The following is a 23,351-nucleotide window of genomic DNA, read 5'->3' as shown; positions in this document are numbered from 1 at the left end:
CTTTATCTTTGGCTGGCTTTCCATTAGCATCAAAGTGTTGACGCAACCCAAGGAAAAGATTTATGCAAGTCCGCGACATCTTGAAAGTTAAAGGCAATACGCTTTTTACGGTAAGACCTGAAACGCCGTTGTTTGAGGCGGTAGAGACCATGGCTACGCACGATATTGGCTCGCTCGTTGTGATGGAAGAGGGGAATTTGGTGGGGATACTCACCTTCCGCGAAATTATCCTAACGCTACGGGCTAATCAGGGCATGCTTGGCGTGATGGTGATCCGTGACATTATGAATAGCAGCCCGTTGGTTTGCACGCCTGACACGGACATTAGTGAAGTCCGGCGCATGATGTTAGAGCGGCACGCACGCTATTTGCCAGTATTAAACGAGCGCACGTTAATGGGCGTAATTTCTTTTTACGATGTGGCGAAAGCCGTAGTTGAAGAGCACGGCTTCGAAAACCGGATGCTCAAAGCCTATATTCGGGATTGGCCTGAGGCAGAAAGCCTGTAAAGCGGTTGTTTTTAACAACACATACTGAGCCGGCAATGCCGGCTTTCTCTTAATTCTCCGTTTGATTTTTTAGGACAACGGATATGTCTGGTAACACGCTTGGCACGCTTTTCACAGTCACAACCTTTGGCGAATCCCATGGCCCTGCCATCGGTTGCGTGATTGATGGCTGCCCACCAGGGCTGGCGCTGACGCAGGCGGATATTCAACTTGAATTAGATCGTCGCAAGCCCGGCACTTCGCGTCATGTGACGCAACGCAAAGAAGATGACATTGTTGAAATTCTCTCTGGTGTATTTGACGGGGTCACCACGGGTGCGCCGCTTGGGCTTTTGATTCGCAATACGGACCAACGCAGCAAAGATTACGGCAACCTTTCTGAAACCTTCCGTCCGGGTCATGCCGACTACACCTACTGGCATAAATATGGCGTGCGCGATTATCGCGGCGGAGGTCGTTCATCTGCGCGCTTAACCGCGCCGTTAGTAGCTGCCGGCGCAGTTGCCAAAAAATGGCTGCATGAACAGCTAAAAATCAAGATACAAGCTTATATGGCGGCGCTTGGCGAAATCCAGATTCCATTCATAGATTGGGCCCATGTATCAGAAAACCCATTTTTTGCTCCGAATGTAGAGATTGTGCCGCAGTTAGAAGCCTATATGGATCAACTGCGCAAAGAAGGCGATTCAATTGGCGCGCGCATTTCAATCGTAGCAAGTGGCGTGCCGGTAGGTCTTGGCGAGCCAGTGTTCGATAAACTAGATGCTGCTATTGCACATGCAATGATGGGCATTAACGCCGTTAAAGGGGTTGAAATTGGCGCTGGCTTTGCGAGCATCGCTCAGCGCGGCTCGCAGCACGGCGATGAACTGACCCCAACAGGCTTTCTTAGTAATCATGCCGGGGGCATTCTGGGCGGCATTTCGAGCGGCCAGAATATTACTGTCTCGATCGCGATTAAACCGACTGCCAGCATTCGTACGCCACGCCGGTCGATCGATAAAACCGGGACGCCGACGATGGTTGAAACATTTGGCCGGCATGATCCATGCGTAGGCATTCGCGCCACGCCGATAGCTGAAGCCCTGCTAGCGCTGGTGTTGATTGACCATGTGCTACGCCATCGGGCGCAGTGCGGCGATGTACAGGTGGCCACGCCGCGTATTTCTGCTTAGAGTTGTTAAAGCTTTCCCAGGATCACTTCGTGAATGAGTAACGGACAGTGCCAGAAAAACAAGATCAAGGCATTGAATCCTTAGGCGATTGCGCTATAAAAAGATTGCGTTTATCGATATATCCATATCGCGAGTAGTTGCTTTTTATGAAGCAACTGACATAGCGCAATAGCCCTGCGGTTGTGGTCGAGTCTGCCTAGCATTTTGTGCACTGCGTTTCTGCCAGAAATGATTCAAATCAATAAAAATTTCTTAAAAAGATTATTTAAACAAAGAAAATAATACAAGTTTATTTGGTATTTTAAAAATCATCATTTAAACTTTGCGCATTACATATTATTAAACGGGGTGCATGATGTTAAGGCCAATTAACGGGATCTCCATTCAATACATTCGAACAAATTCGATTGCCCCTAATAGGCCAGAGCAGACAACACCCTCTCCTAATCCTGAAACTGATGCACCAACGGCGAACAATGCTCAGCCCAACGCAACAGGCATTACTTATCACGCACACCCCAATTTTAACTTTATCCCACGAAGCCTGAATAACGTTATCAAAATCGCCGGAGAACCTGCCGAGCTTATTTTTTCTAATGCCAATGGCATGGATTGCTGCGGCTATCATTTTCTCCATACTAGCCGCATTGTGCTCACAACAGGCGAACCGGTTTTAAATAGTGACGGCGAGTTTCAGGCTTTTCGCGTGAACGCAGGTCAAATTACGATCAAAAGCAACACAACACTTAAACAGTTTGAGCAAATTGACCTGATTGCGTATTCCATAAAAGTAGAGGGAGAATTGTCCGCTAATAAGATCAACATTAGCACGGGGACGCACGAAATCAATTATGCGGATACGGGTCTTCCTCTGATTATGCTGCAACAGGAGCTATCCATCGCAAGCAGCGAGACCGATCAAGGTTTGCGCCATGCGAGTCGCTTGCAATTCATCGGAACAGCTAAAGTACAGGCGAAAGAGCACCTGAGTATTCAAGCGGATACGCTAGATAATGCCAGTCTTCGAATTCAATCAAATGGTAATTTAACCGTTAAAGCAGTCAGTTTCACGGGTACGGGAACGCTTAGCGCGGCGCTTGATCTTTCCGCAAAGTTCGAAGAAGACTATACACATAAAAATCAATTGAATGCAGGCCGTCATCTATCGATTTCGACGACTAAGCACTTAATCAATCAAGGCACTATACAGGCTCAAGGTGAAATTACACTTGAGGCAAAAGTGCTTGAGAACCCATCAAAGTCTTTGATAGATGGCGTTTACCTTACGTTTAAAACAAAAGATTTACTTAAAAACGACGGAGTCATTCAAGGCAGCGCTGTGGTTATTAATACGCAGCGCCTTATTAATGACGGTACGAATAATACCGAGGAGCATCAAGCTGGCGCGATATTGGCGCGCCGCCATATGACAATAAAAGCACAGTCTTTGCACAACCAAGCACACGGATTAGTGCGTAGCGATGGCGAACTGACTATAGGAGATGCCCTCGTCGGTACCCAATGCAAGGTGACTGATTCAACGCAAGAGTTTGTGAATTCCGGTTCTTCTACGATTGAATCAAAGGAAAGGCTCTCGATCCAAGTGGGTCAATTAGACAATCAAAAAGGACAAATTACCGCAAATTCTGATTTTATCCTAAACAGTCACGTCATTCTAAACCAGGAGGGGCGCATAGACGCTAAGGGGGATCAAAGCGTGTTGGAGGTTTGCGCCACTGCAATTGATAATACTTCCGGATGGCTGATTAATGCAGGTACAGGAAAGACCCACATTATTGTTCATGAAACGATAAACAATTTTAATACTAAAGCGATAAAAGGAGCTGGGATAATCTTTGGTAAAGGTCCGGTGACGATTCACTCCCCTAAAGTAGTCAATTATGAAGGTGGAGCCATTATTTCGGATCAAGTGCTCAAAATAAAAACCCCCTACTTGGGCAGTCAATTGAGCACCTTATCGGCTGGCCAGAAAATAGAGATTGACGCCGATAAATTATACAATGTAGGAAGCTTGATCGCTGTCGGCGAAGATGAGAAATTCAAGGTGGAGGCTTCGCATAGCGTACAGGGCCTATCCCGTTGTACTACTCAAGTAGGCGTGCTTGAAGTGCGTGCCGGGGAAATGGTCAGCACTTCGTATAAAGGTGAAAAAGTACAAAATACCCTGATCCGTGTACACGGCAAAATCATAATAAAAGCACAGAATATCTACAACGCGAATAAAACCCAGATTTTAGGGCAGCACGTCGACCTAAACGCAGAAAAGCTTTTCTCCAACTCAGACAGCAACATCTCTGTCAGCGATGCATTCACGCTTACGGCTGAGCGTTTTATAAATGCTCATGGAGGGGGGGTACAAAGTCAAGGGGATATCCTGCTTAAAGCGAAAGAGCTAGAAAATAAAGCCGGGTCCTTAATAGATGGAGTATGCCTTACGCTCAAAGCAGAAGATTCGCTTAGAAACCACGGAGTGATTCAAGGTGACAGTATAGCCATCGATGCAAAAAGCTTGGTCAATGATGGTACGAATAATGCCGAAGAGCATCAAGCTGGTGCAATATTGGCACGTCATCATCTCACAATTAAAGCACAGTCTTTGCACAACCAAGAACACGGATTAATACGTAGCGATGGCGAACTGACTATAGGAGATGCCCTCGTCGGTACCCAATGCAAGGTGATTGATTCAACGCAAAAGTTTGTGAATTCCGGTTCTTCTACGATTGAGTCAAAGGAAAGACTCTCGATCCAAGTGGGTCAATTAGACAATCAAAAAGGACAAATCACTGCAAATTCTGATTTGATCCTAAACAGTCGCGTCATTCTAAACCGGGAGGGGCGTATAGAAGCCAAGGGGGATCAAAGCGTGTTGGAGGTTTGCGCCACTGCAATTGATAATACTTCCGGATGGCTGATTAATGCAGGTACAGGAAAGACCCTCATTATTGCTCATGAAACGATAAACAATTTTAATACTAAAGCGATAAAAGGCGCTGGGTTAATCTTTGGTAAAGGTCCGGTGACAATTCACTCTCCTAAAGTAGTCAATTATGAAGGTGGAGCCATTATTTCGGATCAAGTGCTCAAAATAAAAAGCCCCTATTTGGGCAGTCAATTGAGCACCTTATCGGCGGGCCAGAGAATTGAGATTGACACGGATCAATTAACGAATGTCGGAGGACTAATAGCTGTTGGTGACGACGAGAAACTCAAGACGGCGACCTCGCATGGCGTAAAAGACCTATCCCGTTATACTACTCAGGTAGGCGTGCTTGAAGTGCGTGCCGGGGAAATGGTCAGCACTTCGTATAAAGGTGAAAAAGTACAAAATACCCTGATCCGTGTACACGGCAAAATCATAATAAAAGCACAGAATATCTACAACGCGAATAAAACCCAGATTTTAGGGCAGCACGTCGACCTAAACGCAGAAAAGCTTTTCTCCAACTCAGACAGCAACATCTCTGTCAGCGATGCACTCATGCTTACGGCTGAGCGTTTTATAAATGCTCATGGAGGGGGGGTACAAAGTCAAGGGGATATCCTGCTTAAAGCGAAAGAGCTAGAAAATAAAGCCGGGTCCTTAATAGATGGAGTATGCCTTACGCTCAAAGCAGAAGATTCGCTTAGAAACCACGGAGTGATTCAAGGTGACAGTATAGCCATCGATGCAAAAAGCTTGGTCAATGATGGTACGAATAATGCCGAAGAGCATCAAGCTGGTGCAATATTGGCACGTCATCATCTCACAATTAAAGCACAGTCTTTGCACAATCAAGAACACGGATTAATACGTAGCGATGGCGAACTGACTATAGGAGATGCCCTCGTCGGTACCCAATGCAAGGTGACTGATTCAACGCAAAAGTTTGTGAATTCCGGTTCTTCTACGATTGAGTCAAAGGAAAGACTCTCGATCCAAGTGGGTCAATTAGACAATCAAAAAGGACAAATCACTGCAAATTCTGATTTTATCCTAAACAGTCACGTCATTCTAAACCGGGAGGGGCGTATAGAAGCCAAGGGGGATCAAAGCGTGTTGGAGGTTTGCGCCACTGCAATTGATAATACTTCCGGATGGCTGATTAATGCAGGTACAGGAAAGACCCACATTATTGCTCATGAAACGATAAACAATTTTAATACTGAGGCGATAAAAGGCGCTGGGTTAATCTTTGGTAAAGGTCCGGTGACAATTCACTCCCCTAAAGTAGTCAATTATGAAGGTGGAGCCATTATTTCGGATCAAGTGCTCAAAATAAAAAGCCCCTATTTGGGCAGTCAATTGAGCACCTTATCGGCGGGCCAGAGAATTGAGATTGACACGGATAAATTAACGAATGTCGGAGGACTAATAGCTGTTGGTGACGACGAGAAACTCAAGATGGCGACCTCGCATGGTGTAAAAGACCTATCCCGTTATACTACTCAGGTAGGCGTGCTTGAAGTGCGTGCCGGGGAAATGGTCAGCACTTCGTATAAAGGTGAAAAAGTACAAAATACCCTGATCCGTGTACAAGGCAAAATCATAATAAAAGCACAGAATATCTACAACACGAATAAAACCCAGATTTTAGGGCAGCACGTCGACCTAAACGCAGAAAAGCTTTTCTCCAACTCAGACAGCAACATCTCTGTCAGCGATGCACTCATGCTTACGGCTGAGCGTTTTATAAATGCTCATGGAGGGGGGGTACAAAGTCAAGGAGATATTCTGTTTAAGGTGAAAGAATTGGAAAATCAAGCGGGCGCTTTGATTGATGGCAGGTTCTTGACGCTCATTCTACAGAATCAACTCAAAAACAGCGGTGTCATTCAAGGCAGCACGATCACTATCTGCGTACAGAACCTGATTAATGATGGGGCAAATGACACAAACGAGCAGCGAGCTGGAGCGATCATAGCGCGGCGCCATTTGACGATTGGAGCGCAGACTTTGCGTAACCAGGAACATGGCTTACTGCATAGCGACGGTGACCTGACTATAGGAGATACTCTCGATGCATCTCACAAAGTAAAGGGTTTTTAATGCAGCAGCTTGTGAATTCGAATTCCTCTACGATAGAGTCAAGAGAAAAATTATCGATTCAAGCGGGTCATTTGGATAATAAAAATGGGCAAATTAAGTCAGGCTCGGAGCTTATTTTGAGAAGTCAGGCCTTTGTCAATCGGCAGGGACGTATAGAAGCAAAGGGAGATCAAAGCGTATTGGATGTTCGAGCCGAGGCGATTGATAATAGCTCTGGCTGGTTGCTTAATGAGGGTACAGGAAAGTCCCACATTATTGCTGATCAAATGATAGCCAATTTTAATACTGAGGCAATAGAAGGAGCGGGGATAATCTTTGGTAGAGGTCCGGTGACTATTCAGTCGCCTAATCTAGTAAATGACGCAGGCGGAGCCATTATTTCGGATCAAATACTCAAAATAAAAGCCCCTAACTTGGCTCATAGACTGAGTACTTTATCGGCGGGCCAGAGAATTGAGATTGACACGGATGAATTAACGAATGTCGGAGGACTAATAGCTGTTGGTGACGACGAGAAACTCAAGACGGCGACCTCGCATGGTGTAAAAGACCTATCCCGTTATACTACTCAGGTAGGCGTGCTTGAAGTGCGTGCCGGGGAAATGGTCAGCACTTCGTATAAAGGTGAAAAAGTACAAAATACCCTGATCCGCGTACAAGGCAAGATCACAATACAAGCACAGAATATCTATAGTGCGCATAAAACTCAGATTTTAGGGCAGCACCTCAATCTAAGCGCAGAAAAGCTTTTCTTTAACTCAGATAGTACGATTTTTGCAAATGATGCATGCACGCTCACGGCTGAGCGTTTCAAAAATTTTGATGAAGGGCATTTACAAAGCAACGGAGATATTCTGCTTGAGGTGAAAGATCTGGAAAATCAATCTGAGTCCTCAATAGACGGAACTCACCTTAAGATCAGAGTTGAAGAAGGCTGGTTTAAAAATGGTGGAGTCATTCAAGCTGGCACTACGGCTATAGATGCACAAAATCTCACAGCACAGGAAGGCCAGCGCCATGTACCAGGCAGGCTCACAATCGAATCTGAGAGTTTTTACAATTCAAATCAAGGTCGAATCCTGGCGAAAGATCTGAATCTGAGTGCAAAAATAAACTTGATCAACGCGGGCGGCACGGTATCTGCGAGTGACAAGCTGTCTTTAGCAGCCCCGTCCGTTATAAATTCAAATAAAGGATTTTTGCAAAGTGATAAAGACCTGCATATTTCAGCGACTAATTTTGGCAATTCAGGCACTGTGTACGGCAAAGTCCAGGTATGGATCAAAAGCGAAAGAGAACTCAACCTTAGAAACGAATGCCAAGGTTTAATTTGGGGCAAAACGGTTTCAATTGGTGGGCATGACCGACTTAACGGGTTTTTGGTCAACCAAGGCAGTGTGATTTTCGCGCAAAACACGCTTGAGATAGGGATCAAGGAAATTACAAGTCTTGACAACGGCACGTTATATAGCGGCGGTCGCCTGACCATTGGCGGCGCATTGGATGCTCAACTCAAGATAGAGGGTCTCAGTGAGCAGGTCCTCAATCATGGCTCGCTGATCGATGCATCAGGCGATCTGACCATCCATACCAACAAGCTGGTTAATCAAAATGCAAAATTCAAGATCGAACAAAGGTTAATTGAAGAGCGAGGTATACACGAATGTCATGATCATCATACTGGACAACGCTTTGACGGAACTCAAATTGGATGGGATGGTGGAAGCGGAGGCTCTTATCTTGTGCATAACTCAGGGCACAGGGTGTACCGGTTTACCAATTACGTATTTACCCGTTGGGTGACCACAACGGTGGTTACGCATAGCGAGTCCGGCAGGATTCAGGCCGGTGGCGCGATCCGTCTTTCAGATAGGGTGATTAACGATAAAAGCCGGATCATTGCCGGGGGCGCACTCAGTGATCTCGAAGGCAGACCGGCCCAGATTGAAAACCGAGATGTCGTCGGTCAACGTGTCACGATCGATCAGGGAACATCGGAATACTCAGATAGATAATGGCGAGGCGGGTTCAAGCGGTATTTTCAGCGCGATTGGCATGGCCAGGCCCCCTACCATCCTGCTCCAATGGTCGAGCATCACACTCTGAATGTCTCCGTCTATCAACAGCATACGGCAGTCGAGCATTCAGCGCCCTCCACCGCCTTAGTGCCGAGTTCTTCGGCTTTAAGCCGCAACACTTTCTTAAATAGTCGCCCCTGAATAATTCGTAAGCCCTTATGTGCTAAGACTTTTTAAGCGAAATGTAGTGGCATAAATTGCAAGAAAATGGCATATTGAGAAAATAAAGCCTGCAAATTTTGATGAGAAAAGAATGAGACCGAAGGCGCAAGTGATTGAAGCAGATATGTTCAGACAACCGTTAAGAGAGCAGATCAATCTGAAACATGAGTTGGTAGGTTTAGGAGATTTGATCAATTGGGAGAAATTAAGCGAATCGATGAGTGAGAGTTTTACCTCATCGAGAGGTCGCCCAGCCAAGTCCCCTCGCCTGATAGCGGGGTTATTGTATTTGCAATATGCGTTCAACTTGTCTGATGAAGAAGTCGTTGGGTCGTGGCTAGAAAACCCATATTGGCAAGTATTCACGGGAGAGGAGTATTTACAAACAGAAGCGCCCATAGATGCATCAAGCCTAACGCGTTGGCGGAAACGTCTTGGCGAGGCGGGAGTCGAAGAGTTATTAGCCGAGACGATCGAAGCGGCGAAACGGAGTGATGTGATCAAAGCATCGAGCGTGAAACGAGTGATCGTAGACACCACCGTGATGGAGAAGGCGATAGCCCATCCGACCGATTCCAGATTGCTCGAGCGTTGTCGAGAGCATTTGGTGAAAGCGGCAGCCCAACATGGTTTGCAGTTGCGACAAAATTACAACCGAGTGGCGCCCCGTTTGTCACTCCAAGTCAGCCGTTATGCGCATGCGAAGCAATACAAACGGATGAACAAAGCGTTAGGCACACTGCGTTCTCGAGTGGGACGAGTGATGCGCGATGTTGAGAGACAAATCGAGTCGGTGGCGGAGAAAAGCCATGATGCCTTGCGAGAGTTGATAGCCCGTACGAAAAGAATCATTTCGCAAAGCCCCAAGGATAAAAACAAACTTTATGCCCTGCATGCACCGGAAGTGGAGTGTATAGCCAAGGGCAAGGCACGTAAGCCCTACGAGTTCGGTGTCAAAGTATCGATTACGACAACTCACCAGGAAGGACTTGTGTTGGGTGCGCGCTCGATGCCGGGAAACCCTTACGACGGTCACACGCTGGCTGAAGCACTAGAACAAGCCGCAATTCTGAGTGATGTGACGCCCGAAGTTGCGATCGTAGATCGCGGTTACAAAGGGGTTGAGGTCGATGGCGTAAAAATCTATCACTCAGGTATGCGCCGGGGTATCACACGTACGCTAAGTGCTATCATCAAACGACGCAGTGCCATTGAACCTATCATCGGTCATATGAAGACGGATGGGAAACTTGGTCGGAATTGGCTCAAAGGGGCATTAGGCGATGCCATACACGCTGTGCTCTGTGGCGCTGGGCATAACTTACGGATGATCCTCAGAAAGCTTCGGCTTTTTTACGTTTTACTTTTATCCGATTTCTTCCGCCCTACGTTTGCTGTTGGTTTCAGGTTTTGGTTCTAATTAGTTCACAAAACGATTTATTCAGCGACGACTAAATAGCGGCTTATTGCGCCTGAACACCGATTCCTATCAATCCTATCTAATTCAGATCGATCCCCGCTTTACGCGCAATAGCGACAGGGTTTCCAGCGATTTATTGCTGAGATTACTGAATCTGGATCCTCAACGCGTTCCCAAGCGTCTGGGCGATGGATTCTATGAACAGCAACTGATTCGGGATCAGATTATCGGTCTGACCGGCCATTATTACCTCTCCAACCATCGGAACCCTATCGCTGATATTAGGGCCTTGATGCACGCAGGAGCAGACTGGGCTAAACGTTTTGATTTGATGCTCGGCACTGAACCTACACCTGAACAAGTCAATGCTTTAACCACCAGTCCCGTCTGGCTAGTAAATCAACGTGTTCAATTACCCGATGGCTCAGAACAGACGGTACTGGTGCCTAAAGTGTATCTGGCCCCAAGCGATGCACAGGCTGTCCCGCTGGGCAATGCCTTGATTTCAGCCGATACGATTGAGTTAGACAGCGATCTCCCCTTTAAAAACACCGGAACCGTGCTCAGCCGCGGCAAGACGCAGATTCGTGCGCGCCAGATCGATAACCAGCACGGCACGCTCGCCAGCCTGGGCGCCCTCTCCCTCCAGGCCCGCGATGACCTCGATAGCCGCGCTGGCAAGCTGTTTGCAGTAAAAAAACTCACCTTACAGGCCGGCCAGGATCTCCAGCTGCAAAGCCAGACACAGACCACCCATGCCGCCAGCGGCAGCCGGACAAATCTAGTTGGCCTCACCCAGATCAAGGCCGGGGAACTGGAAGCGACGGCAGGATCCGATATTAACCTGGCCGCCACCCAGATTGAAGTGGAGCATGATGCGAGATTAGAAGCGCGGCAGGATCTCATATTAGGTACGGCCACCACCGGCGAGCAACTAAAGATCGTATGGGATGAACGTAATGCCCTAAGCTTGAGTCAGCACACCGAAATCGGCACCCAGATTCAGGCGGGCGCGCTTGAGCTGAAGGCTGGGCGCGATGTGACCGCAACCGGCGCTTACGTAACAGCTGAAGAAAAGTTAACGGTGCAGGCCGGCCGAGATATTCATCTGGAAGCCGCGTATGAAGAAACGGAGTTTGAGGAATCTCACTATCATGAATCGAGTCATTTCTTGGGTTCCTCAAGCGAACTGATGCACAACACGCTGTACAGAAAACAAGCGTTAAGCAGCACCTTATCCGGGGGTACGGTACAGATCGAAGCCGGACATGACCTCAATATCCTCGGCTCAAACGTGGTTGGGATGCGCGATGTCGATCTGTCTGCCGCCAACAATATCAAGCAAAAGGCCGTCGAACAGAGTGAGAAAGCCCGCTACCACTCTGTAACAGAACGCTCGGGCTTACTGGATAGCGGGACATTTGGCGTCACGATAGGCACGCGGACCCAAAAAGACACCCAGGAAAATGAGCACACGCCCCACATTGGCTCGGTCATCGGCAGCGTATCCGGCCATGTCAGAGCAGTGGCAGGCCGTGAATACGAACAAAGCGGCAGCCAGTGGGTGGTGCCCACAGGCGATATTGAGATTCGGGCAGGTAAAGCCAAGATTGATGCAAGCTATGAAGAGGGACGAGTCTGGCAGCGCAGTGAATACCATCAATCGGGTTTGACGGTCTCGTTGAGTGCGCCGGTGATTGCGGCGGCGCAAACGAATCATCAAATGCTGCAAGCCAGTACCCAAGTCAGCGATCCACGGATGCAGGCTTTAGCAGCGGGTGCGGGGGCACTGGCGACAAAAAATGCCTACGATGCAATCAAGATGGATCCAAAGGCCGCGGGTGGTGCGACAGTGAGCGTGATGATTGGTGAAGACCAGTGTGAAACCGAGCAGATGCAGCTGAGCAAGACAGCGTTGAACAGCACGCTGGCGGCTGGTGGCAATATATCGATCCAGATCAGTGGCTTAGGGAAAGAGTCCACGCTGGATCTGAGTGGCGCTCGTATAGAAGCCAAACAGGATATTACGCTGGACGTAGAAGGCCGACTGACTGTAGAAGCTGCGCCGAATAGCTTGATTGAGCAGAGTCAGCAGCAGAGCCAAAGCTCTGCGGTGGGCGCCGTGGCGACGCTGGGCAGCCAGAGCTCAATGGGGGCTTCGCTAGCGGTAAGTATTGGGCAGGGTCATGCAGAGGGAGAGCAAATCAACTATACGCCGACCTTGATCCAGGCGGGGGGCAAGCTGACGCTCAACGCCCAAAGCGATGTGCGCCTAAAAGGTGCGCAGATGGCTGGAAAGCAGGTGCAGGCCCAGATTGAGGGGGAACTTGAAATTGAGAGTGTGCAAAACACGGCGACTTATTATAGCCACTCTCAAAGTATCAGTGGCAGTGCGACAGCCGGCTCGGTCTCAGCAGCCAGCGTGCACTTCTCGCAACGCAGGATGGACAGTCGTTATCTGAGCGTGGCGGAACAGGCGGGAATTCAGGCCGGAGAGGAGGGCTTTCAGATCACGGTCAAAGGGGACACGAAGCTTGTAGGTAGCGTGATTGCAAGTGCTGAGCAGGCGGTGCAGGAAAAGAAGAACACGCTGATGACAGGGACCCTGCAACAGACGAGTCTGAAGAATCAGGCGAGCTACGATGCAAGCAGTATCAGTTTAGGCGGTGGGTACAGTAAAAGTGGCAAAGGGGTGGGCTCGGAACAATCGGGAGAAGCGACAACACCGGCTCATAGCGGCAATCAGCTGGCGAGCCGAGGTGGAATGAGCGCTGCGATACCGATTGTGATGAGTGCTTCGGGTCATGCGCAGTCCACCACTCGCAGTGCCATCAGCGGTGCAGAGATTGTGATTACGGATGAGGCCCGGCAAATCGAACTGACGGGGTACAGTGCGGCAGAGACCATGGCCAGCCTAAACCGTCATCCGGCACAAAGCCATCAGGCATTAGCGCCGAATTTTAACCGGCCGGAGATTGAAGCGGGCTTTGATATCGTCAATGCCTTAGGTCGGGAAACGGGTACGTTTCTCGTCAATAGAGCCAGAGAAGCAGATCATCAGATCGAGCGCGCTAAGCGTATAGAGAGACTGGCCGGTAATGAGCTCATGCCTGTAGCAGAGCGGCAGGAATTGCTGGAGACAGCGGCTGAGTTGCGTGCGCAGGCACAGACTGTGAATAAGCAATGGGGGCCAGGTGGGACCTACCGTCGAATCGTCACTGCGCTGACGGCAGCAGCATCGGGCAATGTGACGGGGACGACCGCAGAGTTCGCCCAGGCAGCGGCGCTGAATTATCTGCAAAGTTTAGGTGCGGAAAAAATCAAGCATATTGCGGATCGCCTGAAGGATGAAACAATGCGTGCTGCCTTGCATGGGGCATTGGCTTATGGAGGAGCAGTCGCACGGGGGCAATCGGGTGGCGCAGCCGCCTTGGGTGCGAGTGCAAGTGTATTGGTGAATAATCTGTTAGGCCCTGTAGACGATTTTTCTAAAGAAGAGAAAGAAGCGCGCAAGAATTTAGTCACCAGCCTGGTGGCGGGGCTTGCGGATCTGGGAGGGGCTGATGCGAGCTCCGCGCAGAATGCGGCTCAGATTGAGACAGATAATAATATGCTGGCTCCAGCAATTTATGGATTTGTGGCGCTAGCAGCGCGATTGGCGATGCTAGGTACCCGGAATGAAGTAAAGGAATTGGCTATAGGTGCTGCAGCGGCAACAACTGGGGCGGTGGTTCTTTATGAATTGGATAAAAAACTAGGGAAAGATGAAGGGCAAGTTGAAGAGAATGAGCTAATACAACCGGCCCCGCCGCCAATGACTACGCCTATGGAGCCACCGCAGCTGGACCCAATTCCGGGCAGAGCGTGGCATCAGGATGAAGAGGTGCGGCTTGAAGGCATGCCGAATCAATCGGGGGAGCATATCGTTCAACCTTTGGTGACGCCAGGAGAGGTTCAATCAGCAGGTAATGTGATGGTGAGGCCGATTGGCGAAGGGTTAGATATATTTGACACGGTCATTTTTAGTAAGGGGGCGAAGAAGGCCAATAGAGGCAAGGAATATGTGCCGAATGAAGGCTCTGTGAAGAAAATGGATGATTTTTTTAATCAAACAGAGTTTGGGGCGGAAGTAAAGCGCGTGACTATTCCTACTAACGAGTTTTATCATGGGGAGAGGTTGTATAAAGCAATCGATAAAATTAAAGGTACAATAGGAAAAGGAGATCTTATTTATTTGGATGCTGGTCATAAAAATCACTTAGAAGTGTATACTCGAATTAGAATTTCAAAGCATGTTCTGAATTTTGATGGAACTATTAATCGAGAAAAAACGGACGCCGCGGAAGGTAGACGGCTGGGGAAATAGAGTGAAAGTAATGTTAGATTTTAACAAGTTTAAAGTACGTTTAATGAAATTTCTTCAGTTTCATGGTTTGACATATGCTGATTTTGATGAGTCGACTAATAAATCTGCCTTTCTACTATGGCATATAGACTGGAACGATGATTATAATAACACCTTTAAAGAGGATTTAGAGTCACTAAAAGATTCAATCGAGCTATACGATAAAGCCTCACTAAAAAGAGATGTGTTGGCAACTAAGGCAGCTCTTCTCGATGCCTCTTTGAAAATAGGACTATTGGAAAGTAGTCCATTCTATGCAATTTCACATGATTTAACAAAGATACTGAATAATAAGCGTTTCAATTGGCCTTCTTTGGGAAAGAGTTACACTATTCCAAGTGAATATTTTTATAAAGAAAAAAATCAAATCGATCAAAAAGAATGGGGAGATTTAAATAGAATTCAAAAAATCTTGATGGATATAGTCAAATCTCAGGGTGTGACAAATGAAGAATTAGAGCGTGTGGATAAAAGAACAGGACGCTTAATATGGGGTATCAACTTAAACAGTGACTTCAATAAATTATTTTATGAAAAGCTGTTATCTTTGCAGATTGCCTTTGATGCATATGAAAAAGCATCTATACAAGAAGACTGGCGAGCAGTTCGAGCAATCCTTCAGAGAATTAGGTTAATAAATTTTCAGTTCTATAAATTCTTGGGTGCGATTAGAGTAGCATTAAAAAATGCTAGGTCAGATAAACGTTTTTGGCCCTCTTTCCCGGAGGATTATAAAGTGCCAGCGCACTATAACTATAAAGAATGAACTAGGCCGTAGGGCACACTGGTTGCTGGCATAGCTGCACTCACCGGGGCAGATGCGACCGTGGGTACGCATAGTGCAGCAGCGGCTATCGATACTGGCGACAGAGCAACTAGTATGGGTCTAAAAAGAATTAGATGCCTGTGAAGACGATTTCGTCTGCAAAGCAGGGACAATGATTAAATGGACTGGCGTTTCGGCGAAGCAAGATGCATTGACAATGTCGGGTCTAATCAGCGGTTTGGCTGAGGCGGGTTGGCACGATGCGGAAGGGGTAGTCGAATTTTTTAAGGATTTCCGCAATAACCTAAAAGGATTGGCCTCCCTAATTAACCAGGAAGTGCGCGATCAATTAGGAGAACAGATAGTTGCTGAATTCAATGCCAAAATCAACCGGATACGGGCCGCAGCAAGAGAAGGCGGCGACCAGAATGCATTACAGCTTGGCCGTGAGTTAGGCGATTTATTCTGGCATATAGGCTCAATCGTAATAGTAGCTGCAGGTGCAGCTAAGTTAACTGCATCGCTGGGTAAAATTGGAGTTCGTCTAAGTAAGGAATCTCTAGAAAAACTTTCTGGGCTTGCGAAATTTGATCACTTGGCTAAAGCGGGCGGACTTTTTGCGGCTGATGGTAGGCCATTGATGGATTTTAGTCGGCTGACAAATGCGCAAAAAGGTGTGGTTGGCGAGATGTTAGGTAGTAATAAGGTTCAACAGCTGCTGCCTGAGGCAAAAAGGATTGGACGTGTGCCAAGCATTGGTCAAACAGGTATTGATGACATATATAAAATAAATAAACCTGGCATAGACTATGCCATAGTGGAATATAAATGTGGCTCATCTGTACTTAAGAAAACGGCGGATGGATTACAGATGAGTGATAGTTGGCTCATTGGGACTAATACTGGTACAAATCGAATTCTTGAAGCTATAGGTAACCCGGTAATAGCTAAGGCAGCTCGGAATGCTATGGATAATGGAAGAATTGAAAAATGGCTAGTGCATACAGACCCGTACGGAAGAGCGACTTTTGGCATTTTGGACAAAAATGGTAAGTTGATACTGCGGCCTGTTTTCCAAATTTTAGGAAATATAAAATGATTCGAGATCAGCTTAAAGATAAAGATTATTTTGATAAATGGCTTAAATTTGAGCGACAATCAATTAATGATAGCCTTGAGCAAATACAGCAGCCATCAAAAAATCGCTCCTATAGACCGCAGTATGTCTATGAAGTTGTGCATGATTATCGCCACCTACTATTAATGGATTATTCTAGGGGTGAAGTAATTAGTAAGCTTGCTCAATATTTTCCACCGTTATTAGCTACATGGGAAGAAGCTGAACGGTTAGGTAAGGATATATGGACTGAACAACAGCAATATAGACGTCATGCTTGGGCAGTCAATCTCGACCATTACATAATTTGCTTCTGGCTCATAGGTATGGCACTTTCCCTTGAAATTCCAGATGATCAATGGCAGCGGTTGTTAATACTGATTGGCAATGAAGGTGAGGATGAGTTGCTAGATCGTATTATTGCAAGCCGAGAACCATCACGAAAAATAGGAAGCAAGTTATGTCATCCAAAGCCTTATCAGCGCTTGCTAGATGCAATTAATGCACCAAAAGACAAGCAAGCTGAAAAATTAAAAAGCTTTATCACCAAATGGTACCCCGAGTTAAACCGTCCTCCTAAAAACGGGATGTCAGAGATGACCGCTATGTATGCTCGGCCTTATTGGTATAAATATCATACGCTGGAAGGGGGCTATTTCGGTTTCTGGTGCATCGAAGCTGTAGCTGTCGTCAAAGCTTTTGGTTTAGATGATTCTTTATGCTTAGGCCATCCCAATTACCCAGGCGATTTACTTCGGCCCAATGGCCCTTCTACTCACCCTGAACGAGTAGAACCAGTAGCGAATGATCTAGTAGCTAAAAAAGAAAAGACTGATGAAACGTTGAAAAAGAATCTCCATCATTTTTGGTCGAAAATTTTTAATAAAATAAAGCCTAAAATTTGATTAATATTTTTATAAATTTCAGTAAATTGCTAGCCTAAACCGTCATCCGGCACAAAGCCATCAGGCGTTAGCGCCGAATTTTAACCGGCCGGAGATTGAAGCGGGCTTTGATATTGTCAATGCCTTAGGTCGGGAAACGGGCACGTTTCTCGTCAATAGAGCCAGAGAAGCAGATCATCAGATCGAGCGCGCTAAGCGTATAGAGAGACTGGCCGGTAATGAGCTCATGCCTGTAGCAGAGCGGCAGGAATTGCTGGAGACAGCGGCTGAGTTGCGTGCGCAGGCACAGACTGTGAATAAGCAATGGGGGCCAGGTGGGACCTACCGTCGAATCGTCACTGCGCTGACGGCAGCAGCATCGGGCAATGTGACGGGGACGACCGCAGAGTTCGCCCAGGCAGCGGCGCTGAATTATCTGCAAAGTTTAGGTGCAGAAAAAATCAAGCATATTGCAGATAGCCTGAAGGATGAAACGGCGCGTGCTGCCTTGCATGGGGCATTGGCTTATGGCGGAGCAGTCGCACGGGGGCAATCGGGTGGCGCAGCCGCCTTGGGTGCGAGTGCAAGTGTATTGGTGAATAATCTATTAGGCCCTATAGACGATTTTTCTAAAGAAGAGAAAGAAGCGCGCAAGAATTTAGTCACCAGCCTGGTGGCGGGGCTTGCGGATCTAGGAGGGGCTGATGCGAGCTCCGCGCAAAATGCGGCTCAGATTGAGACAGATAATAATATGCTGGCTCCAGCAATTTATGGATTTGTGGCGCTAGCAGCGCGATTGGCGATGCTAGGTACCCGGAATGAAGTAAAGGAAATGGCTATAGGTGCGGCAGCGGCAACAACTGGGGCGGTGGTTCTTTATGAATTGGATAAAAAACTAGGACAGGATGAAGGGCAAGTTGAAGAGAATGAGCTAATACAACCTCCCCCGCCGCCAATGGTCACGCCTATGGAGCCACAGCGGCCCTCCCAGATTCCCGGCAGGGCATGGCATCAGGATGAAGAAGTGTTGCTTGAAGGCATACCGAATCAATCTGGAGAACATATCGTTCAACCTTTGGTGACGCCCAATCAATCTGTAGAATATACAGTAACTCCTCTGATAACACCGATTGCTGAAGCAATAGGGAAACTAGGGAATATAATTTTTAGCGAACGGACAGAAAAGGCTGAGAGCGATACGAATAGCGCACAACATTTTAAGTTTGAGCCTGTTAATTATCACGGAAAGTATGATAATTCGGTAAAAAGCAGAGGTCCTGTCAATGGTCAAGACGCTCTAAATGTCTCAGTGCAAGTTAAACCCACGTCGCCTCGAAGGATTGGGATTGATTACAAAACTGGTGATTTTATTATATTCGACAATACAGAAAATAACGTCTATCACGGACATGTTCGCTCCTGGGATAATTTACACCAAGATATGAAAAGGGCCTTACAAAAGGCTAACATGGTAACTAAGAATGGAAGTATTTTAGGAGGTGGGAAATGAAACATTTTAATAACCCCAAACCAATGAATAAAACTCTGATTGAGGAAAAACTTTCATCTGGGAATGTAGAAGAAATATGTAATGCTTTAGTGTCTATAGCTTTTTATGAATCTGATTGGAAATGGGCTCAAGAAAAATTCCTGGATTTATTAGATGATGATAATCCTAAAATCAGTGGAATATCAGCAACTTGCTTGGGACATATCGCAAGAATTCACCGTAAGCTAGATAAAGAAAGAGTTATAAATATTCTGCGTAATAAAATAGAAAATAGCGCTATATCTGGAAAAGTTCAGGATGCTTTAGATGATATAGAAATTTTTGTGTAGTTTATCTTAAAATGATGCACAGGCTCGACTTAAAGATTACAAAGCTAGACCCTAGCCAATATATTGACATCCCATCTGAAGACGAAGTGTATGCAGATATATCACTCGATGTTTTACTAAGTGATGGAAAAACTTTTAATATATTCAAAATTAGATGGGATGTAATATGCTTATTGAAATGGACTCTTGAAAAAAAGCAGGCCATTCTTTTTGAGTCTCCATTAGATTTAATTAAAAGCGATTTTTCCATTGCATATGGAATCAGATATTTCCATGAAATGGTTGATCTGGATAGTGTAAAAGATTCAGACTTAGACTCAGTGTTTGAATATAAGACTCGCCACGGACTAAGGTTTGCTTTGCGCGGAGTTGATATAAATAGCGTTTATATTGGTAAATCTACCAAAGGTTATGAAATATCGTATTCGAGTGAGGATTATCATTGGACTTACATAGTAGATTTGCCTGAATTTATTGCGTCTGTTGAGGATTATTACGTAAAGCTAAAGAACAAATAGCCTGTAGAAAAATCCTTAGCAGCCAGCATTGGGAAAATGGCAAGATAATTTGAAAAGCAAGACACCCTGCTAATACAATCTGCCCCACCACCAATGGTAACGGTAACGCCCGCGGAGAATGGGTATAAAGAACGACCAAACGATACTGAGCAGCCTGGAAAGAGCGATAATCAGATAGTACAACCGGCTCCACCGCCTATGGAGTCACAGCAGCTATCCCAGATTCCCGGCAGGGCACATGGCATCAGGATGAAGAAGTGTTGCTTCAAGACATGCCGAATCAATCTGGGGAGCATATCGTGGGAATATAACCAAGAGGCTCCCCGCAAGAACACCGACGTAGGTCTCAAACCTCCCTTAATACCTGATTTGCTATTTGCCGTACTTGCCACGCTGGATCCTGTGATAAAGGACCAACTGTTTCCTTTAATAGAGGGTATAAAAGGCGCTTGCGTAATACGTCGATTGCTGTTTGCCGCACTTGCCACGCTGAATCTTCTAATAAGGGAATAATCTTTTGCTCTATTTCCGACCTTGAAAGGCGATCACATAATAAATTCATCGTCATTTGCCTAATCTTCCACTCTGGGTCTTTTAATAATGGGATAAGTTCTTGTTGTGTCTGTTCTGCTGAAAAATAATAACCTACTGCGCTAAGCACAGTTTCCCGAACTGTACAATCTTTATCTTTTAATAAAGGGGTAATGTACTTCTTAGTTTCTTCTGAAGAACCAAGCAGATTTCTAAGGGCATCAATTGCTTTTTGCCGAATTTCCCATGCTGGATTTTTCAGTTGCTGAATAATTTCTTCTTTAAATCCAGGCTTAGATGAGTTATCTTGTTTTTCTTCAACTTGAAATTCTTTCTTACATATTTTCTTATGATCCTCAAAATTTTGTTTTAGTTTTTCATATTCTTTTTCTTTAATTTGAAGGCTTTCTTTTAAAGTTGCTTCCATTTTTGAAAACATTTTCTCCATATTTTTTAGATGGCTATCAATCGCAATAAGTGCTTCATAATTTTCTATAGGAATTTCAATGGTATCTCGCCGCTCAGCAGTTACGTTTTGCTGTTGGTTTACTCTTTGCGCAAGCAACGGTGTCTGTGAAAAGTTAGCTGAGTATTGTGTTGGAACAGGGGTAGAAAGTATGTGCATGGCGCTCTCCTTTCAAAGAGAATTATCGAATTCATCTTAATCATATACACCAAATTCTATAATTAAAGAAATATTTATTCATCGCCTACTAATATATTTTTTATATATCAATAACTTAAATTTATGTTTACTGAAGTCTAAGCAAACCACTAGAATCAAATTATTGCTTATCAAGCAGCATTAAAAAATAAATAAGCACCTTTATTTTTTAAAACTGGCCCTATAATTTTTTCATAATTCAGTAAAAAGACTTTAAGGTGCGGCGTAAATGCTGATTATCAACCTGTAGCGCTTATGCTACTTCTACGGGAAAAATTCGCAAAGCTGCAGATTATTTGAATTCATATTTATCTGTAATGATTCGCTAGATTAAGCGGTTGAAAAAAATAGTTCGTAATATTTGAGCACTGTCATAAGTGCGGGAGGCAACCCACTAAAGCCGCGCAACTGGTTATCGTCAGCGCTGAACTCATGGCTTGATTACTCAAAACAAAGTGATCAATTTTTACGCATACTGAAAAACTTTTGTTTCTTCTGCTACCGCCTATGAAAGATAAAACTAAACCCCAAGCCAGTCGCCGTAAAATAATTAAAAATCTGGCTCTTTGCACTGTGGCAACCCTCTGCGCACCATTCATTCTGACGCCTTCCAAAGCGGCCCCGAAGCGGCAAATAGTCATTCGAGACTTAGGCGGCGAGATCCACGAGGGCTATAAAAAGGTGCTCTACAAACCTTTTGCTGAGAAAACTGGAATTCTGGTGGTCGGTGTTCAAGCAATCGCAAACCCTACCGCGCAGATTCAAGCGATGGTTCAATCGGAGAACCTCTTATGGGATATGGCAGCTCTTAGTGAGATGGCAATCCTAATCCTAACCAACGGTATTGGCGATAAATGTTTTTTGGAAAAACACCAGCTTGAAGGTGACCCTACTATTTCAAGAATAGCGCCACAGTTTATTTTCCCTTATGGAGTCGGGACAAACGTATATTCTACTGTTCTTGCTTATCGCACTGACGTATTCAAAAAGGCGGGGGAAGTGCCGCAAACTTGGCAAGACCTCTGGAATACCAAGCGTTTTCCGTGTCGTCGAGGCTTATATAGGCACCCACTAGACACGGCTGAAGTAGCCTTGATGGCTGATGGCGTATCTGCGGAGAAGGTTTACCCTTGCGATCTTGAGCGAATGTTTCGTAGCCTCGATAAAATAAAGCAGCATATTCGTATTTGGTGGACAAGCGGGACACAAGTTGAACAGCTGCTGAAGTCTAAAGAAATAGATTTGGTCCCAGCTTGGATTTCCCGCGTCCAAGCAGCAATTAATGCAGGCGTGCCAATCGCCTTTTCTTGGGAGCAACATATTTATGAGTGCAATAGCTGGGCCATTTTAAAAGGTACGCGTAACGCAAATGCATGCCGCGAATTTATCAAATTTGCCTCAGACCCAGAGCGGCAAGCACAGCTTGCTGAATACGGAGTTGGCCCAACCTTGCCTGAGGCTTTCAACTATATCAAGCCTGAGCGGGCTAAACAGCTTACAAGCTATCCAGAGAACCTTAAAAAAGGGCTACATACGGATTCTATTTATTGGCTTAATAATCAGGATAGAGCCATCAGGGAGTTTACTGAATGGTTAGCTAAACCTTAAATATCTGGATTAGCAGGGCTTCGGCACGAAGTGCCGAATAAATCTATGGCATCAACTGGCTTTCCAAGCGCTGTTTTGGCGGATACCTAGACTGGCAGACGCTAGATCCTTTTCAAGCTCAGGCACACACGTATCTAGAAAAAATAAAAAACCTAAAACGCGTCAGAAAGTAGGCGCTGTTGCTAAAATTTAGTCAATCTAAAGAATGGCCTTGTCCCGCCTGGCTTTAAGAAAGATATGAAACACTTTTCAACGTAGTTATGCACAGTATCTGTGGATATGTCTGGGCTACTTTGCCTTCTATTAGGGCAAATCTTACGTCCCCAAGGGTCGAGTCAGATCATCGGATCATCTTGTTGGCATATGATTAAATCAAGTTCTATCAGGAACCTCTTGATCCTCTCATGCGCTAAATTCAACGCTAGCTTGTGATGAAAACATTAATGATAGGAGAGGATTCATCAGCCGTAGATCCCTAAAAATGCTCTCTAGTCTAAGCAAAAATAGATCATCTTAAATGTTGCCTTTGAGACACTGTATATTTAATCAGTTGCCATTTATTCTATCTAAAAAGTACACTGACTAGGCTTGTAAAGCATCATTAAAAAACAAACTAACTACCTTA

At 45.8% G+C, this 23,351-nt stretch carries 15 protein-coding genes; 13 read left to right on the top strand and 2 right to left on the bottom strand.

Going from position 1 to position 23,351, the window contains the following annotated elements:
- Positions 1-62: 62 nt before the first annotated feature.
- From MCB1EB_RS06010 to MCB1EB_RS05995, 4 genes are all read left to right on the top strand, one after another.
- Entirely contained in the window at positions 63-509 is a 447-nt protein-coding gene (locus MCB1EB_RS06010) for a CBS domain-containing protein (protein WP_045362121.1), read from the top strand.
- Between the two features lie 83 nt (positions 510-592).
- A complete protein-coding gene (gene aroC / locus MCB1EB_RS06005; RefSeq protein WP_045362124.1) occupies positions 593-1,684 on the top strand; it encodes a chorismate synthase in 1,092 nt (363 codons plus the stop codon).
- A 943-nt stretch (positions 1,685-2,627) separates the two neighbouring features.
- Positions 2,628-6,734: a hypothetical protein gene (locus MCB1EB_RS06000; protein WP_161566186.1), complete on the top strand. Its 4,107-nt coding sequence runs from the start codon at positions 2,628-2,630 to the stop codon at positions 6,732-6,734.
- Positions 6,734-8,749 carry a hypothetical protein gene (locus tag MCB1EB_RS05995; RefSeq protein WP_045362126.1) on the top strand — a complete coding sequence of 672 codons (2,016 nt, stop codon included), beginning with the start codon at positions 6,734-6,736 and terminating at the stop codon, positions 8,747-8,749. Before MCB1EB_RS06000 ends, MCB1EB_RS05995 begins: the two co-directional genes overlap by 1 nt.
- Here the strand turns inward: MCB1EB_RS05995 and MCB1EB_RS12015 are convergent.
- Positions 8,738-8,878, bottom strand: coding sequence for a hypothetical protein (locus MCB1EB_RS12015; protein WP_161566185.1), 141 nt, complete (start codon positions 8,876-8,878; stop codon positions 8,738-8,740). The two genes, MCB1EB_RS05995 and MCB1EB_RS12015, sit on opposite strands and share 12 nt — an antisense overlap.
- Positions 8,879-9,065: 187 nt before the next feature.
- Here MCB1EB_RS12015 and MCB1EB_RS05990 point away from each other — a divergent pair, with 187 nt between their 5' ends.
- The 8 genes from MCB1EB_RS05990 (at position 9,066) to MCB1EB_RS05955 (ending at position 19,923) form a co-directional block, all read left to right on the top strand.
- On the top strand, positions 9,066-10,394 hold the full coding sequence (locus MCB1EB_RS05990) for an IS5 family transposase (RefSeq protein ID WP_126353842.1): 1,329 nt from the start codon (positions 9,066-9,068) through the stop codon (positions 10,392-10,394).
- Between the two features lie 46 nt (positions 10,395-10,440).
- Positions 10,441-14,760, top strand: coding sequence for a hemagglutinin repeat-containing protein (locus MCB1EB_RS05985; protein ID WP_126353908.1), 4,320 nt, complete (start codon positions 10,441-10,443; stop codon positions 14,758-14,760).
- A gap of 10 nt (positions 14,761-14,770) precedes the next feature.
- On the top strand, positions 14,771-15,565 hold the full coding sequence (locus tag MCB1EB_RS05980; protein ID WP_045362130.1) for a hypothetical protein: 795 nt from the start codon (positions 14,771-14,773) through the stop codon (positions 15,563-15,565).
- A gap of 172 nt (positions 15,566-15,737) precedes the next feature.
- Positions 15,738-16,664 (top strand): hypothetical protein, encoded by a 927-nt coding sequence (locus MCB1EB_RS05975; protein WP_045362133.1) that lies wholly within the window; start codon positions 15,738-15,740, stop codon positions 16,662-16,664.
- The gene (locus tag MCB1EB_RS05970) at positions 16,661-17,587 is read left to right on the top strand and encodes a PoNi-like cognate immunity protein (RefSeq protein WP_045362136.1); all 927 of its coding nucleotides are present in this window, start codon (positions 16,661-16,663) and stop codon (positions 17,585-17,587) included. Before MCB1EB_RS05975 ends, MCB1EB_RS05970 begins: the two co-directional genes overlap by 4 nt.
- A 226-nt stretch (positions 17,588-17,813) precedes the next feature.
- On the top strand, positions 17,814-19,076 hold the full coding sequence (locus MCB1EB_RS12185; protein ID WP_045362138.1) for a hypothetical protein: 1,263 nt from the start codon (positions 17,814-17,816) through the stop codon (positions 19,074-19,076).
- The gene (locus MCB1EB_RS05960; RefSeq protein ID WP_052393621.1) at positions 19,073-19,405 is read left to right on the top strand and encodes a hypothetical protein; all 333 of its coding nucleotides are present in this window, start codon (positions 19,073-19,075) and stop codon (positions 19,403-19,405) included. The genes MCB1EB_RS12185 and MCB1EB_RS05960 overlap by 4 nt, the downstream gene beginning before the upstream one ends.
- A gap of 14 nt (positions 19,406-19,419) precedes the next feature.
- Positions 19,420-19,923: a hypothetical protein gene (locus MCB1EB_RS05955; protein ID WP_152034317.1), complete on the top strand. Its 504-nt coding sequence runs from the start codon at positions 19,420-19,422 to the stop codon at positions 19,921-19,923.
- Between the two features lie 346 nt (positions 19,924-20,269).
- Here MCB1EB_RS05955 and MCB1EB_RS05950 read toward each other — a convergent pair whose 3' ends face one another.
- Complete coding sequence (locus tag MCB1EB_RS05950) at positions 20,270-21,079, bottom strand: HEAT repeat domain-containing protein (protein WP_045362144.1); 810 nt, start codon at positions 21,077-21,079, stop codon at positions 20,270-20,272.
- A gap of 546 nt (positions 21,080-21,625) precedes the next feature.
- Here MCB1EB_RS05950 and MCB1EB_RS05945 point away from each other — a divergent pair.
- The gene (locus tag MCB1EB_RS05945; RefSeq protein WP_045362147.1) at positions 21,626-22,726 is read left to right on the top strand and encodes an ABC transporter substrate-binding protein; all 1,101 of its coding nucleotides are present in this window, start codon (positions 21,626-21,628) and stop codon (positions 22,724-22,726) included.
- Positions 22,727-23,351: the final 625 nt, after the last annotated feature.

This window comes from Mycoavidus cysteinexigens, from assembly GCF_003966915.1.
Lineage (GTDB): Bacteria > Pseudomonadota > Gammaproteobacteria > Burkholderiales > Burkholderiaceae > Mycoavidus > Mycoavidus cysteinexigens.
Note: the sequence above shows the minus strand (reverse complement) of the source record. Positions and strands in the feature narration are given on the sequence as shown.